Raw genomic sequence first — 14,976 nt, forward strand, 5'->3', positions numbered from 1 at the left:
GGACCGTGACCGCGACCGAGGCCGGCCACGACTCCCCGCCGTCCGGGCAGGTCGGGGGGACGCCTGGCGACGGGCCGCCGCAGCGCGACGGCGACGGCGTACGCGCCGGGACGATCGTGCTCGCCGCGGTGGTCGCCGTCGTCGTGGCCGTACCGGCGGGATACGGCGGCGCCTGGCTGGCGGGCTCACGGCCCGCCTCCTCGGCCTCGGCCCGGCCATCCGTGGGGACATCAGCCGGGGCGTCCCGGTCGGGCACGGCCGGACCGTCGGCCAGCCCGAGTGGCGCCACGGGATTCGTCCAGGACACCGCTCCGGGCCCGGCCACCCTGGACGTCGCGGCCATCGCGCCCGCGGCCCTGCGCTCCACCGTGGCGATCCGGGCCACCGGTTCGGGCGGCGAGGGGAGTGGCTCCGGGATCGTGCTCAGCGGGGGCCGGGTGGTGACCAACTACCACGTGATCGGCACGGCGGGCACCGGCGGGCGGATCGAGGTCACCGTGGGCGACGGCCGCCGGACCACCGCGACCGTGGTCGGGACCAGCCGTGCGTACGACCTGGCGGTGCTCACGGCGGACCTGTCGGGCTTCGGTGAGACGGTCGTCGCCCCGGCTCGGCTCGGCACCTCCGCCGGACTGGGTGTCGGCCGGCCCGTGATCGCGGTCGGGGCGCCGTACGGTCTCGGGGGGACCATCACCGCCGGCATCGTCTCGGCCCTCGGCAGGCCGATGCAGGTCGCCGACCACACCGCAGGACCGGACGACCCGACGGCCTACATCGACGCGATCCAGACCGACGCCTCGATCAATCCGGGCAATTCCGGCGGCCCGCTCTACGACGCCGGCGGGCGGGTGGTGGGAATCAACTCCGCCATCGTCACCGCCGACGGTGCCCCGGCCCGCAGCGGCAGCGTCGGGCTGGGATTCGCGATACCGGTGGACGAGGCGCTGCCGATCATCGAGGGGCTGTCGGCCGACGGCAAGGTGTCCTATCCGATCTTCGGCGCGGCCGCACAGGCCACCGACAACGGGGTGGGCGTACGGCTCACGACGGTGGATTCCGGTGGGCCGGCGGCACAGGCCGGACTGCGGGCCGGGGACGTGGTGAACGCTCTGGGTGGGGTGAGCGTGGACGACGGCACGGGGCTGATCGTGCAGGTCCGTCGGCACCGTCCGGGCGAATCCGTGACGGTCGACTACACCCGTAACGGGTCCACCCAGCAGGGGTCGTCATGCTCTCAGGCCGCGTCGGCTAAGTTGGGCGCGTGTTCGGTCTGGGTGCAGGTGAGATCGCGATCATCGTGGTCCTCGCGGTGATTCTCTGGGGTCCCGACAAGTTGCCCGAGTTGGCGCGGAAAACGGCGCGGTTGATCCATTTCCTGCGTCAGGTCGCCAACAACGCCCAGGTCACCGTCCGCAACGAACTCGGACCCGGCTTCGAGGACTTCGACATCACCGATCCCAAGGGCTCGGTGCGCCGCTACGTGATGAAGCAGGGCGGCCTCGACGGCGTCGAGGACCTGGTGCAGACGCTGCGCGATGCCACCGCAGAGATCGACGAGGCGGCCGCCGACATCCGCCGCTCGATCGACATCGACGGAGACGGCGTGATCAGCCCCGAGGAGGCGAAGGCCGCCGGCCTCGAGGTGCCCGGGGCCCCGTTCGACACCGAGGCGACCTGATTCGTCGCTTTGGTCATGATGGCCCGGGCCATGACGGCCCGGGCCATGACAACGCGTGGATGACCGGGACGCTCAGTCGCGGACCGGTGTGACCCCGAGCGAGACGCCGGCCAGCCCCCGCGCCTCGCGGGCGAGGCCCTGGGCGACCTTCTCGATCACGGCGGCGGCCGGACCGGCCGACTCCGCGCCGACGACCGGCTGGCCCTCGTCACCACCGGCCCGCAGCGCGACGTCCAGCGGGATCCGCGCCAGCAGCGGCACGTCGTAGCCGAGCCGCTCGGAGAGCGTCCGGGAGACGGTCTCGCCGCCACCGGTGCCGAAGATGTCGACCTCGTGTACCTCGCCGCAGTGCGGGCAGGTGGCCTCGAGGAAGGACATGTTCTCGATCACGCCGATCACCCGCTGGTGCAGCATGTCGGCCATCGTGCCGGCCCGCTCGGCGACCTCCGCGGCTGCGGCCTGCGGAGTCGTCACCACGATGACCTCCGCGTTCGGCACCTTCGCGCCGAGCGACATCGCGACGTCACCGGTGCCCGGCGGGAGGTCGACGACGAGGAAGTCGAGGTCACCCCAGTAGACGTCTGCGAGCATCTGCTGGAGCGCCCGGTCGAGGATCGGGCCGCGCCACGCGATCACCTGGTCACGGCTCTGCTTGAGCATGCCGATCGACATCACCGAGATGCCCTGGTAGGGCACCGGCATGATGTACTCGCCGACCATCGTCGGCTGGGCCTCGGCCAGGCCGAGCATCGGCGGGATCGAGTGACCGTAGATGTCGGCGTCCAGGATGGCGACCTTCTTGCCCGCCCGGGCCAGGCCAAGCGCCAGGTTCGCCGTCACCGAGGACTTGCCGACACCGCCCTTGCCGGAGGAGATCAGCAGGACCCGGGTCAGGTTGCCCGGCTTCGCGAACGGGATCTCGTGCTGCTGCACACCGCCGCGCAGTCGGACGTTGAGCTCCTTGCGCTGCTCGTCGGTCATCACGCCGAGGTCGACCTTGACACCCGCGACGCCCGGGATGCCGCTGACGGCCCGCTGCACGTCGGCGCTGATGGTCGTGTGGAGGGGCAGAACTGGACGGTCAGCAGCACGCTGACGGTCACCACGTTGTCGGCGTCGATCTCGATCCGGGGGATCATGCCCAGCTCCACCAGCGGGCGTTTGATCTCGGGGTCCATCACGCGCGACAGGGAGGCCTCGATGGCCTTCATCAGCGGGTGGTCCGGGGGAGTCGTCACGACATCTGGCATGTCCCACAGGCTAACCGGTGACCGCAACCGTCCTCAGAGCCGGTCGGATGGCGTCCGCTCATCCTCGTCCGCCCGCTCGTCGTCGAGCTCGGCCAGCAGCGCCCGCAGCTCGTTGCGTAGCTCGGAGCGGATGTAGTCCCGGGTCGCCATGTCCCCCACCGCGTCGCGGAGGGCGGCGATCTCGCGGGCGAGGAAGTCCATGTCGGCCCGGCTCTGGGCGGTCTGCCGGCGGTCCTCCGCCAGCCGGACGTGGTCCCGGTCGGTCTGGCGGTTCTCCGCGAGCAGGATCAGCGGGGCCGAGTAGGACGCCTGGGTGGAGAAGAACAGGTTGAGCAGGATGAACGGATAGGGGTCCCACTTCAGGCCGAACAGGCCGATCACGTTGATGGTGCACCAGACGATCACGAAGACCGTCATCCAGGCCAGGAAGGCGGGCGTGCCCATCCAGCGGGCGAACGTCTCGGCGAACCGGCCGAAGGCGTCCCTGTCCTGGTCGGTTCCCCGGCGCCAGCGGGACTGGCGCCCGGGCAGGCTCAGGCGGTCATCGGCCATCGGGGGACCCCTTCCCGGTCGAACGGGAGCGGCGCAGCTCCAGGTCGCGCGAGACCCGGTCGGCAGCCCAGTGGGCCTCGCTCGGGGCGAGCCCGTCCATCTGGGCGCTGCGCCAGTCGTCGGGCAGCATCGCGTCGAGGACGTCGTCCACGGTGACCGCGCCGAGCAGTTGGCGCTCCTCGTTGACGACGGGCGCAGAGACGAGGTTGTAGGTGGCGAAGTAGCGGCTCACCGTCGAGACGTGGGCCTCGGGTCGTAGTGGCTCGAGGTCGGCGTCGACGAGGGAGGAGACGTACACCGACGGTGGTTCGCGGAGCAACCGCTGGAAGTGCACGGCGCCGAGGAACCGGCCGGTCGGTGCCTCGAGCGGCGAGCGGCAGATGTAGACCATGGCGGCCAGCGCGGGGGTGATGCCCTCGACCCGCACCCGGGCGAGCGCCGTGGCGACGGTGTCGTCCGGAGCCAGGATGATCGGCTCGGGGGTCATCAGACCGCCTGCGGTGAACTCGTCGTAGGTCATCAGCCGTCGGACGTCCTGGGCATCGTCTGGCTCCATCCGCCCGAGGAGTTGCTCGGCCACCTCGGGGGTCAGTTCGGCGACGAGGTCGGCGGCGTCGTCGGGGTTCATCTCCTCGAGGATGTCCGCGGCGCGTTCGACCTCCAGCGCCTGGATGAGCTCGACCTGGACGTCCTCGGGGAGTTCCTCGATCGCGTCGGCCAGGCTCTCGTCGTCGAGGGCGGCGGCGATCTCCTCGCGCCGCTCGGGGGTCATGTCGTGCAGCTCCCGGGCGATGTCGGCCGGCTTCATGTCCTCCATCCGGGCGAGCACCTCACGGGTGGAGCGCCCGGCCCCGACGACGAAGACGTCGATGTCGCTCCAGTCGACGATGGTGTCGTACGTCCGCCGGGCGAACGGGCCAGTGGAGGAGCGCAGCGCGACCTCGTCGATCTCCCAGTCGTGCGAGCGGGCCTGGCGGATCGACACGTCGAAGACCCAGGACGGCTTGTCGGCGCCCCGCCGGCGCACCTGCGAGTCGACGAGGTCCTGCAGGACGAGGATCTCGGTCTCCCGGCGCTCGAACCGGCGCGTGTTGAGCACCCCGGAGATCGTCACCTGCAGGGCGGAGATCGTGCGCACCCGCACCATCGGGACGAACACACGGTGCTGGGCGAAGAGTTCCACGACGAGGCCCTTCGCCCGCGGGGCGCGGCCCGCGGATCTGACCTGGACCACGACGTCACGGACCGTGCCGAGTTTGTCTCCGGCGGTGTCCATCACCGGCAGTCGGCGCAGCCGGGACACGAAGATCGAGGTGCTGCTCGCGCTCACGGGGGGAGAGTACCGTGCCCTGCCGCCCGGGGCCTAGGGTTGGGGTGTGAGAACCGCAGCCACTCCCGCCATCCGCCGCACCGTCCTCGCCGTCCCCGGCTCGAGCGACCGCTTCCTCACCAAGGCCCTCGGGATGGGGGTCGACGCGGTCTTCCTCGACCTGGAGGACGCGGTGGCCCCGCCGGCCAAGGCCGAGGCCCGGGGCCGGGTGGTGGAGTACCTGCACCGCGACTGGGCGGCACCGACCGTCACCGTCCGGGTGAACGACTGGACGACGGCGTGGACGTACGCCGACGTGATCGAGGTCGTCCGCGGGGCGGGTGCACGGATCGACGCGCTGGTGCTGCCGAAGGTCCAGGGGCCCGACCACATCCGGGCGCTGGACCTGCTGCTCACCCAGGTGGAGCGGACCCACGGCCTGCCGGTCGGCCGGATCGGGATCGAGGCCCAGATCGAGGATGCCCGTGGTCTCCTCAACGCCGACGCCATCGCCGGGGCGTCCCCGCGGATGCAGTCACTCGTCTACGGGCCGGGCGACTTCGCCGCCTCGATGGGCATGCCCAGTCTCAACGTGGGGCCCAGCCGGCCGGGTACGAGATCGCTGATGCCTACCACCACGTGCTGATGTCGATCCTCGTCGCCGCCCGGGCGCACGGTATCGCGGCCATCGACGGACCGTACGTCGCCATCCGTGACGTCGAGGGCTTCACCGCGGCCGCGCGACGTTCCGCGGCGCTGGGGTACGACGGGAAGTGGGTGCTGCACCCCGCCCAGGTCGAGGCCGGCAACGACGTGTTCTCGCCCGACCAAGCCGCGTACGACCGCGCCGAGCGGATCATGGACCGCTACGCCGAGGCGACCTCTGCCGCCGGCGGTGGCGTGGGCGCCATCGTGGTGGACGACGAGATGGTCGACGAGGCGGGGATGAAGCTCGCCGCGGTCGTGGCCGCCCGCGGCCGGGCGGCGGGGCTCACCGTGTCGGCGACCGGCGAGGGGGTCTGAGGTGTCGGTGCCCGGTCCGTACGGTCGGCTCGGGTCGCCCTTCGAGCTGCAGTTCCCCCAATCACTGGCCACGTACACGTCGTATGCGGAGGCCCAGCGGGCGGTCGACTACCTCTCCGACCGCCACTTCCCGGTGCAGAACCTGGCGATCGTCGGCACCGACCTGCGCTCCGTGGAGCGTGTCACCGGTCGGCGGGACTGGGTCAGCGTCGTCAACCGCGGCCTGGCCAACGGGCTGTCGATCGGCCTGCTGTTCGGCATCATGGCGATGATCTTCTACCCGCCGCAGTCGAACCTGTATCTCCTCGCGGCCATCGGCGTCGGTGTCGGCGTGCTCATCAGTGTGGTCTTCGGGCTGATCGGCTACGCCTTCACCCGGGGCAAGCGGGACTTCACCTCGATCAGCCAGACGTTCGCCACCCGCTACGAGGTGCTGTGCGAGCACAAGGTGTCCATGAAGGCGCGCGAACTGCTGGCGGAGATGCCGGGTGGGCGGCGGCCGGACTTCCGGGGACCGATCGGCTAGCCGCCACCCCACCGCGGCTCACGCGCTCAGCAGGGGCTCCATCCAGGCCTCGATCGCGTCGGGGGTCCGCGGCAGCTTGTCCGAGAGGATTCGTGGGCCGTCCGCTGTGATCAGCACGTCGTCCTCGAGGCGTACGCCGATGCCGCGCAGTTCCTCGGGCACCAGCAGGTCGGTGGACTTGAAGTACAGGCCGGGCTCCACCGTGATCACCATGCCCTCGCGCAACGTGCCGAGGCGATAGTTCTCGTTGCGCGCCTGGGCACAGTCGTGGACGTCGATGCCGAGGTGGTGCGAGGTGCCGTGCACCATCCAGCGGCGATGCTGCCCGCCCTCCTCGGAGACCGACACCTCCGGAGTGACGGGGAGCAGGCCCCACTCGTACAGGCGTCGGGCCAGGACGCTGATGGCGGCCTGGTGCACGTCCTTGAAGGGGGTCCCCGGCCGGCACACCGACAGGGCCGCGTCGGCGGCCTCCAGCACGGCTTCGTAGACCTTCCGCTGGGCGGGGCTGAACCGGCCGTTGACGGGCAGGGTGCGGGTGATGTCCGCGGTGTAGAGGGTGTCCACCTCGATGCCGGCGTCGATCAGGATCAGGTCGCCGTCGCGGACATCGCCGTCGTTGCGGATCCAGTGCAGTGTGCAGGCGTGGTCACCTGCTGCGGCGATGGTGTCGTAGCCGACAGCGTTGCCGTCGTGACGGGCGTACAGCCCGAAGACGCCCTCCACCCAGCGCTCGCCTCGTCCCTTGGCGACCGCGTCGGGGAAGGACCGGACCACCTCGGCGAACGCGCCGGCCGTACGATCGCAGGCCTGCTGCAGCTGGGAGACCTCGAAGTCGTCCTTGGTCAGGCGGAGCTCGGACAGGGCGGTCGCGAACTCGTCGTCCGGGGACGGCTGCTCGTCGTCACCGCTGGGCTGGACGCCGTGCTGCTCCCGCAGCGCGTCCACCTGGGCGGTCACCTCGGCGTCGGCCTCGCGGACGATCCGGATCCGGGTGGAGTCGGCGTTCTTGGCCAGGGCCGCGGGCAGTTGCTCGATCGGCGCACACGCCAGGCCGGTGAGGGCCGCCATCTCGTCGAGCGACTCCCGCTGGCCGACCCACATCTCCCCGTAGCGGGAGCTGGCATAGAACTCCTCGTCCGTGCGCGGGGCGCGCGGCTTGAAGAAGAGTGTCGCCTCATGGCCCTCGTCGGTGGGCTCGAGGACGAGGACGGCGTCCGGCTCGCGGTCGGTGCCGAGGCCGGACAGGTGGGCGAACGCCGAGTGCGGCCGGAAACGGTAGTCGCAGTCGTTGTTGCGGACCTTCAGCTCGCCTGCGGGCAGCACCAGCCGCTCGCCGGGGAAGGCGGCGCCGATCCTCGTCCGTCGGGTCGCCGCCGGCCCGGCAGCGGGCAACGGCTCGGGCAGATCGGAGGAGTACGGGGCCCAACCGTCGACGATGAACGTGCGGAACGCCTCGGAGAACGGGCTCTGGCGGTTCGGGAGCTTGTCGGTGGTGGGGTCCTCGTCGTCAGCCATGCGTCCCATTCTGCACCTGGGGCATCCCGGGCCCGGAGCGGGCGAGGCCTCGGGCTCGGTCAGTGCAGGTAACCGGCGAGGCGGGGACGGACGACCATGAACGCGGTCAGACCGACCAGGCTGGTCGCGAGCAGGATGACCGCGAGCGGCGTCGGGCTGTCGCGGGTGACGAGTCCGACGACCGGCGCCATCACGCCACCGACGCCGAAGCGGACGGCGCCGAGCAGGGCGGCGGCGGTGCCGGCGGTGCGTCCCTGCCGGTGCAGGGTGATGACGGTGAGGTTGGCGTTGTGCATCGCCACCAGCGCCATCGCGAAGGGCAGCGGCGCCACGAAGCCGACGACGCCGCCGGCGCCGGTCGAGACGAGCAGCACCATCACGGCGGCCACCAGCACGGACGCGACAGTGGCGCCGAACTCCGTCCGGGCCAGTCCGAATCGCCGCAGCAGAACGGGGTTCAGCTGCCCGCCGACCACCAACGACAGCCCGATGCCGCCGAAGACCAGGGCATACACCTGCGGGCTCAGTCCGTACTGCCCCTGGAGGATGAACGAGGAGCCGGAGATGTAGCTGAACAGGGTCCCGGCGCCGGCGGCACTGCCGATGACCATGGCGATCACCACCGGGTCCCGGAACAGGCGCAGATAGGCCGCGGCGGTGACCGAGGGGTGCAGTCGCGTCCGGTGCTCGGCCGGCAGTGTCTCGGGCAGGAAGAACAGCGCCGCCAGCATCAGTACCAGGCCGGCGACGGCGAGGAAGACGAAGGTGCCCTGCCAGGACATCAGACGGAGCATGAAGCCGCCGACCGACGGGGCGAGCACGGGGGCCAGCCCCATCACCAGCATCAGCCGCGACATCAGGCTCGCCGCACGCTCGCCGGTGAAGAGGTCCCGCACCACCGCCATCGCCGTGATCGCCGATGCCGTCCCGGCCAGCCCCTGCAGCACGCGCAACGCGATGAGGAGCCGGACGTCCGCGGCCATCGCGCAGCCGATCGACAGCACGACGTGCGCCGACATCCCGGTGATGACGGGGATCCTGCGGCCCAGTGCGTCCGACAACGGCCCGGTGATCAGCTGGCCGACGCCGAGCCCGATCAGCGAGCCGGCGAGGGTGGCCTGAATCTGGCTGTGGCTGGCGCTGAGTTCGCGCGCCATGTCGGGGAAGGCCGGCAGATAGACGTCCGTGGACAGGGGGCCGATGGCGGCCAGCAGGCCGAGGACGACGACGAGGCGTACGTACGTGGTGCGGCCGATCGGCTCGCCGGACGAGAGGGCGCTGGCCATGGAACCTCCGGGACGGGGCGGGCGAAACAGGCCGATCAGACCAGAGCGCGTACGGCCCTGGCCAGTTTCGCGTGCCGTTCGGCGGGAAGACACGGACGTCTACGTCCGCTGGTGCGGCCGCCGCTGTCCTGAGGAGACGCTGTCCTGACGAGAAGCGATGGACGGTGCCCCGGGTCGATAGAGTGGGGAACCACATCGGAACAGCGGAGGACGAATGGCGATGAAGGTCCCGGCGAGCGTACAGCGCAGGCTTCTTGACCTGAACAAGGTCGACACCACTCTCGTACGGCTCTCGCACCGCCGGAAGAACCTCCCGGAGCACGCCGAGGTGCTGCGGATCCAGGCGCAGCTGGCGACGATCGATGACGAGCTGACCGCCGCCGAGACCGCCGTCGCCGACGGTGAGCTGGAGCAGCGTCGCGCCGAGCAGGAGCTCGAGCCGGTCCGTGAGCGGCGCCGCCGCGACCAGGCCCGGATCGACAAGGGCGATGTGGATGCCAAGGCGCTGCGCGGCCTGGTCGACGAGGTCGCCCACCTCGACCGGCGGATCGGCGAGCTGGAGGATGCCGAGCTGGAGGCGATGGAGCGTCTCGAGGAGGTCACCGCCCTGCGGGACGAGGTGGCCGCCCGTCATGGCCGGTTGGACGCCGAGCTGAAGGCCGCTGTCGCGGCCCGGACGAAGGTCGCCCAGGCCATCGACACGGAAGCCAAGGAGCAGCTCGCCGTCCGGGGGGTCATCGTCCAGGACCTCCCGCAGGACCTGTTCGCGCTGTATGAGAAGGTGCGCCAGCATTCGGGATCCGGCGCCGCGGCGCTGGTAGCCCGCCGCTGCGAGGGCTGCGGCCTGGAGGCGAACGCCTCCGACCTGCGGGCGTACGCCGCGGCGGCCTCCGACGATGTCATCCGCTGTGCGGAGTGCGGCCGGATCCTGGTGCGGACGGCCGAATCGGGTCTCTGAGCCACCTCCTCCGGCCGTACGCAGGACTGCGGCGCCCGGCCCACCTCAGGCATCTGCCGTCCAGGCCGATGCCTGCCGGCGTTCGACGTAGGGTGGGGCCATGCCAGCGCGCCATCTCAACGTGCATGGCGTCGTCCCGGCCGCGCTCGCCGAGGGGGTCGCCCGTCTGCAGGCCAGTCTGAACGTTCCCGACGGCTTCCCCGCCGAAGTGCTCGCGGCCGCCGAGGAGGCCAGCCGGTCGCCCCGGCTGCCCGCGTACGACCGCACCGATCTCGACCTCGTCACGATCGACCCGCCGGGTGCTCGCGACCTGGACCAAGCGGTCCACATCGCCCGGGACGGTGCCGGCTACCTGGTGTCGTACGCCATCGCCGACGTCGCCGCGTTCGTCCGGCCCGGCGACCCGATCGATGGGGAGGCGCACCGCCGCGGCCAGACCTTCTACGCCCCCCACCGCCGCTTCCCGCTGCACCCGCCGGTGCTGTCCGAGGGCGCCGCGAGCCTGCTGCCGGGGGAGGTCCGGCCGGCGCTGCTGTGGCAGATCCGGCTCGACCACGACGGGGCGACACTGGAGAAGGACGTGCGGCGGGCGCTGGTCCGCTCCCGGGCCCAGCTCAGCTATGACGAGGTCCAACTCGACCTCGACACCGACCGGGCCGACGACTCGCTGCACCTGCTGCAGCAGGTCGGCCTGCTGCGGGAGGAACGGGAGGTCGCCCGCGGCGGGGTCAGCCTCAACATCCCCGAGCAGGAGATCGAGGTCCGCTCACCGGGGCGCTGGCGGCTGCAGTTCCGCCGCCCCGTCCGGGTCGAGGACTGGAACGCCCAGATCTCCTTGCTGACGGGGATGGCCGCCGCCCGGATCATGCTCGACCACAACGTCGGGATCCTCCGCACCCTGCCCCCGGCAGAGCCGACCGCGTTGGCCAAGCTCCGCCGGACGGCGGCCGCCCTGGACATCGCGTGGCCGACGGGGCAGCCGTACCCGGAGTTCATCCGCACCCTCGACATGAACCGGCCCGAGGACGCGGCGATGGGCTACTCGGCGACCATGCTGTTCCGCGGGGCCGACTACGACGCCTTCGTCGGCAGCCGTCCACTGCTGGACGTCCATGCCGCGCTGGCGACCGAGTACTCCCACGTCACCGCACCCCTGCGCCGGCTGGTGGACCGCTACACGGAGGAGACCTGTGTGGCGCTGTGCGCGGGCCGACCCGTGCCGGAGTGGGTGCTGGCCGCGTACGAGAAGCTGCCCGAGGAGATGAACGCCTCCAACGCCCGTGCGGCGACCTTCGAGCACTCGATCATCGACATGACCGAGGCGCTGACCCTTTCCGGACGGGTGGGGCAGGAGTTCCTCGGCACCGTGATCGAGCTGCGCGGGAAGGCCCCCGAGCGGGCCCGGGTGATGATCTCCAAGCCCGCCGTGGAGGCGGACGTGGTCGGCACTCCGCCGCTGGGGGAGCGGCTGAGGGTCCGCCTCGACCGAGTCGACGTCGCCGCCGGCCGGACGGAATTCAGCCTGATCCCGTGAGCGTGGTCGATGGCAGGTGAGCGGATTCTGGCGGCTCGATGCCCGCCCCGGTCAGACGACCGCGCCATTACGTGGTGTCGTCGGCGACTGGCCCTCTCCGCCGCCAGTTTTCGCTCACGTCACGCCGGCCACTCGCCGGCGCCGGAAACCCCGGTCGCCCGGATGCCGTAGACTGGTGCGTCGGACGAGTCGAGCGGACGGCCGCGGCACGCGAGTGCTGAGGAAAGTCCGGGCTCCACAGAGCAGGGTGGTGGGTAACGCCCACCCGGGGTGACCCGCGGGACAGTGCCACAGAAAGCAGACCGCCCGCCTCCACGGCGGGTAAGGGTGAAACGGTGGTGCAAGAGACCACCAGCACCCCAGGTGACTGGGGTGGCTCGGTAAACCCCACCCGGAGCAAGACCAGACAGGGAGCGTCCGAGGGCTGCTCGCCCGAGCTCCCGGGTAGGTCGCGCGAGGCCGCTGGTAACAGCGGTCCAAGATAGATGGTCGTCGGCGCCCTCGGGCGTCACAGAACCCGGCTTACAGCTCGACTCGTCCCCCTCTTCCTCGGATCCCCTCTGTCTCCTCGGATTACGTCTTCCTCGCTTCACGCGACGGGCCGCTGATCCGGACGCCGCGCTGATCCCCTTACTTCTTCTTGTCCTTCTTCTCGTCGATGACGCCGCCGATGAAGCCGCCGATCTGGCCGCCGAGCACTCCGCCCGCTACGCCGCCGAGGATGGCCCCGATCCCGGCCCCGATTCCTGCCAGCGACGAGCCGTAACTCAGCCTGTAGACGACCACGGTCGGGGAGCCGTCCGGGCCCGGGTTGACGTCGAAGGCCCCGACATTGGCCGACGCGATGATCAGCGCGACGGGACTCGTCCGGCCGCTGACGGCCAGCTTGTCGTAGACGGCCCGGGACTCGAAGTAGGCCCGCGCGGGGTCGATCTTGCCCTCGCCGGCCTCGCGACCGATCTTGAACAGGCTCAGCAGGATCGACTTCTCCTCGCCGGTGACGAGGTCGGCCTCGAGCAGCCGATCGAGGATCTGCTCGTGTTCGGCGACGAGGTCACCGTTCGACTCGGTCATGATCCGCCGCGCCTCGGCGCGGGCGGCGTGCAGGCCCTCGGTCATCCCGATGACCGCGTACGGAGCGTCGTCCATGGTGTCCTCCTGGCAGTGGAACGGCTCAGCCGGAGTTGACGAGCATCCGGCAGAGCACGGATGGGTCGGTCCACCGCCAGTATCGACCCACGGTCGCGACCGTGGGAAGGGTCACCTTACTGCCGGGCGCAGGCCGGGCAGTGACGCCGTCGTGCTCAGCCGACCTGGGTCAGCGCCGCGGAGAGTTCGTCGGGCGAGAGGGGGGATCCCTCGACGGTGCGGACGATCTGGCCCCGGTCCATCACCAGCACCCGGCGGCAGCTGCGGACGAGCTCGTCGACGTCGGACGAGACCAGGAGGACCGCGGCACCGTTCTCCGCCGCGTCGTTGAGCTTCTCCCGCATCACCGCGCGGGCGTCGAAGTCCAAGCCCCGGCCCGGTTCGTTGACGATGAGGACGTCGGCCTCCTGCGTCATCAGCTCGTCCAGCAGGACCATCTGCTGCTGGCCACCCGACAGCGTCGACCCGACGCTCTCGAGCTTCTCCCCATGGCGGATGGCGCGACGACCGCGCAGTCTCTTGGTCGCCGAGTGGAGCTTCTCGAGAGCCCCCAGGATGGTCGCGATCCCGTCGACCTCCGATTCGAAGCTCGACCCGTCGGACCAACCACCGGTGAGCATCGCTCGGGCCACGGAACGCTTCCGCTCCTCGCCCGTCTCCTCGTCGGGGCCGGCCAGGTAGGCGACCTTGAGCAGTGCGGCGTCCTCGGGGGAGGAGATGGTCCGGTTGTAGCCGTTGATCCGCAGGGTCCGGAAGGTCCCCGGGGCGCGCCCGTTGAGGGCCCCGACGATGGCGTCCTGACCAGCTCGACGGGAACCGGTGATCCCCAGCACCTCACCGGAGAAGACGCTGAACGACAGGTCCTCGACCCCCTGACCGCTCATGCCGGGGGCGGTCAGGCCGACCACCTCGAGAATGATCTGCTGCGACTCGTCGCCGGCCTCGTCGGCGTACGTCCGTCCGTCGTCGGAGGCCATGGCGCGGCGGCCCCGGCCGGGAGCGGTGGGCGGGGCTTGGGGGGCGGGCGCCTCGACGACCGGTGCTTCGACGGCGGGTGCTTCAACGGCAGGCTGCACGACGGGTGCCTCGACGGGTGCTTCGACGACCGGTGCCTCGAAGGTGGGCGCCGCTGCGGCGGGGGGAACGGCCGGCTTCCGCGCCGGGCCGGCGGTCCACGGGCTGGTCATCGAACGGGGGACCGCCCAGCTGTCCATGGGCTCGGGGGTCGGAGAAGGCTCGAAAGCCGGTGCGGCCGGTGCGGTGGGCGGGACGTACGGTGCGGGGTCGGCCGACCGCTGCGGCGCATGGGTCGTCGGCGCCTCGGCGGAGGCCCCCGGTGCCGACGGCTGGGCGGCCTCGGCCTCCTCGCGGGCGAACTCCTCGTCCATCCGGTCGGGGAACCAGGCCCGCCGAGCGCCCCGGGTACGCATGTGGGCGGCGATGTCGTCGACCGTGACCTGCCGGGGGTCGAGGATCTCGGGGATCCGGCCGCTGCGGATCACCGCGATCTGGCTGGCGACCGACTGCACCTCGTGCAGGCGGTGGGACACGTACAGCACCGACCGGCCCTGCCGCGTCAGCCGACTGATGATGAAGTGCAGCTTGTCGAGCTCCTTGAGGTTGAGCGTCGCCGCCACCTCGTCCATGATCACCAGTTGCGCGTCCTCTGCCAGCAGGCGAACGGCCTCGACGAGGCCCTGCTCGGCATGGGCGAGCTCGCCGATGGCCATGTCCGGGCTCAGGCCCACGGCCGCCTCGTCGAGCAACCACTGGGCGGGGCGGACGAGAGCCCGCTGCGGGCGGTCCGCCTGATAGGTGTTGCGGAAGATCGCCCGTGCGACGGTCAGCTCCGGGTCGAGGGTGAAGTCCTGCTGGATGATGCCGACACCGCGCGACTGGGCGTCCACGCTGTCCTTGGGCCAGTACGGCGCGTTGTTGAGGCGCATGGTCCCGCCGTCGGCCTGCTGGTGGCCCGAGAAGATGGACATCAGCGTCGACTTACCGGCTCCGTTCTCACCGACGATGCCGACGACCTCACCGCGGCCCACGGACAGATCGACGCCGTCGAGGACGCGGTGGGTTCCGTACGACTTGGAGATTCCGACGATGTCGAGGAGCGTGTCCACGCGGTGTCCTCCTGGGAGTGGGAGATTGGAGCGGGATGGCGGGGCGGCAGGTGCTGGGGCGTCCGGC

At 71.1% G+C, this 14,976-nt stretch carries 13 protein-coding genes, 1 other RNA gene and 1 pseudogene; 8 read left to right on the forward strand and 7 right to left on the reverse strand.

Features of this window, described 5'->3' with window-relative positions; genetic code table 11:
- Nucleotides 1-5: 5 nt before the first annotated feature.
- Nucleotides 6-1,313 (forward strand): S1C family serine protease, encoded by a 1,308-nt coding sequence (locus tag Rai3103_RS11305; protein WP_153572692.1) that lies wholly within the window; start codon nucleotides 6-8, stop codon nucleotides 1,311-1,313.
- Nucleotides 1,262-1,678, forward strand: a complete 417-nt coding sequence (locus Rai3103_RS11310) for a Sec-independent protein translocase subunit TatB (protein WP_153572693.1) — start codon at nucleotides 1,262-1,264, stop codon at nucleotides 1,676-1,678. Before Rai3103_RS11305 ends, Rai3103_RS11310 begins: the two co-directional genes overlap by 52 nt.
- A 72-nt stretch (nucleotides 1,679-1,750) precedes the next feature.
- Here the strand turns inward: Rai3103_RS11310 and Rai3103_RS11315 are convergent.
- The 3 genes and pseudogenes from Rai3103_RS11315 to Rai3103_RS11325 form a co-directional block, all read right to left on the reverse strand.
- Nucleotides 1,751-2,928: pseudogene (locus tag Rai3103_RS11315) on the reverse strand (Mrp/NBP35 family ATP-binding protein).
- A gap of 33 nt (nucleotides 2,929-2,961) precedes the next feature.
- Complete coding sequence (locus Rai3103_RS11320; protein WP_153572694.1) at nucleotides 2,962-3,480, reverse strand: DUF1003 domain-containing protein; 519 nt, start codon at nucleotides 3,478-3,480, stop codon at nucleotides 2,962-2,964.
- Nucleotides 3,470-4,810: a magnesium transporter MgtE N-terminal domain-containing protein gene (locus tag Rai3103_RS11325; RefSeq protein ID WP_228488872.1), complete on the reverse strand. Its 1,341-nt coding sequence runs from the start codon at nucleotides 4,808-4,810 to the stop codon at nucleotides 3,470-3,472. Before Rai3103_RS11325 ends, Rai3103_RS11320 begins: the two co-directional genes overlap by 11 nt.
- A 46-nt stretch (nucleotides 4,811-4,856) precedes the next feature.
- On the opposite strand from Rai3103_RS11325, the gene Rai3103_RS18555 reads away from it, so the two are divergent.
- The 3 genes from Rai3103_RS18555 to Rai3103_RS11335 are packed head-to-tail and all read left to right on the forward strand — an operon-like array spanning nucleotide 4,857 to nucleotide 6,338.
- Nucleotides 4,857-5,435, forward strand: coding sequence for an HpcH/HpaI aldolase/citrate lyase family protein (locus Rai3103_RS18555; RefSeq protein ID WP_277872968.1), 579 nt, complete (start codon nucleotides 4,857-4,859; stop codon nucleotides 5,433-5,435).
- Complete coding sequence (locus Rai3103_RS18560) at nucleotides 5,435-5,812, forward strand: aldolase/citrate lyase family protein (RefSeq protein ID WP_277872969.1); 378 nt, start codon at nucleotides 5,435-5,437, stop codon at nucleotides 5,810-5,812. Before Rai3103_RS18555 ends, Rai3103_RS18560 begins: the two co-directional genes overlap by 1 nt.
- Before the next feature lie 7 nt (nucleotides 5,813-5,819).
- On the forward strand, nucleotides 5,820-6,338 hold the full coding sequence (locus tag Rai3103_RS11335; RefSeq protein ID WP_153572695.1) for a YflT domain-containing protein: 519 nt from the start codon (nucleotides 5,820-5,822) through the stop codon (nucleotides 6,336-6,338).
- A gap of 18 nt (nucleotides 6,339-6,356) precedes the next feature.
- Here the strand turns inward: Rai3103_RS11335 and Rai3103_RS11340 are convergent, their stop codons facing one another.
- On the reverse strand, nucleotides 6,357-7,856 hold the full coding sequence (locus Rai3103_RS11340) for an aminopeptidase P family protein (RefSeq protein WP_228488873.1): 1,500 nt from the start codon (nucleotides 7,854-7,856) through the stop codon (nucleotides 6,357-6,359).
- A 59-nt stretch (nucleotides 7,857-7,915) separates the two neighbouring features.
- Nucleotides 7,916-9,142, reverse strand: a complete 1,227-nt coding sequence (locus Rai3103_RS11345) for a multidrug effflux MFS transporter (protein WP_153572697.1) — start codon at nucleotides 9,140-9,142, stop codon at nucleotides 7,916-7,918.
- Between the two features lie 220 nt (nucleotides 9,143-9,362).
- On the opposite strand from Rai3103_RS11345, the gene Rai3103_RS11350 reads away from it, so the two are divergent.
- From Rai3103_RS11350 to rnpB, 3 genes are all read left to right on the forward strand, one after another.
- Complete coding sequence (locus Rai3103_RS11350) at nucleotides 9,363-10,100, forward strand: zinc ribbon domain-containing protein (RefSeq protein WP_153572698.1); 738 nt, start codon at nucleotides 9,363-9,365, stop codon at nucleotides 10,098-10,100.
- A 100-nt stretch (nucleotides 10,101-10,200) separates the two neighbouring features.
- Nucleotides 10,201-11,634 carry an RNB domain-containing ribonuclease gene (locus Rai3103_RS11355; protein ID WP_153572699.1) on the forward strand — a complete coding sequence of 478 codons (1,434 nt, stop codon included), beginning with the start codon at nucleotides 10,201-10,203 and terminating at the stop codon, nucleotides 11,632-11,634.
- A 185-nt stretch (nucleotides 11,635-11,819) separates the two neighbouring features.
- Nucleotides 11,820-12,175, forward strand: an RNA gene (rnpB, locus tag Rai3103_RS11360) — RNase P RNA component class A.
- An 89-nt stretch (nucleotides 12,176-12,264) separates the two neighbouring features.
- Here rnpB and Rai3103_RS11365 read toward each other — a convergent pair.
- Both Rai3103_RS11365 and Rai3103_RS11370 read right to left on the reverse strand, forming a co-directional pair.
- A complete protein-coding gene (locus Rai3103_RS11365; protein ID WP_153572700.1) occupies nucleotides 12,265-12,783 on the reverse strand; it encodes a hypothetical protein in 519 nt (172 codons plus the stop codon).
- A 155-nt stretch (nucleotides 12,784-12,938) separates the two neighbouring features.
- Nucleotides 12,939-14,909, reverse strand: a complete 1,971-nt coding sequence (locus Rai3103_RS11370; RefSeq protein ID WP_153572701.1) for an ATP-binding cassette domain-containing protein — start codon at nucleotides 14,907-14,909, stop codon at nucleotides 12,939-12,941.
- Nucleotides 14,910-14,976: the final 67 nt, after the last annotated feature.

Source organism: Raineyella fluvialis (assembly GCF_009646095.1).
In the GTDB taxonomy this organism is placed as follows: domain Bacteria; phylum Actinomycetota; class Actinomycetes; order Propionibacteriales; family Propionibacteriaceae; genus Raineyella; species Raineyella fluvialis.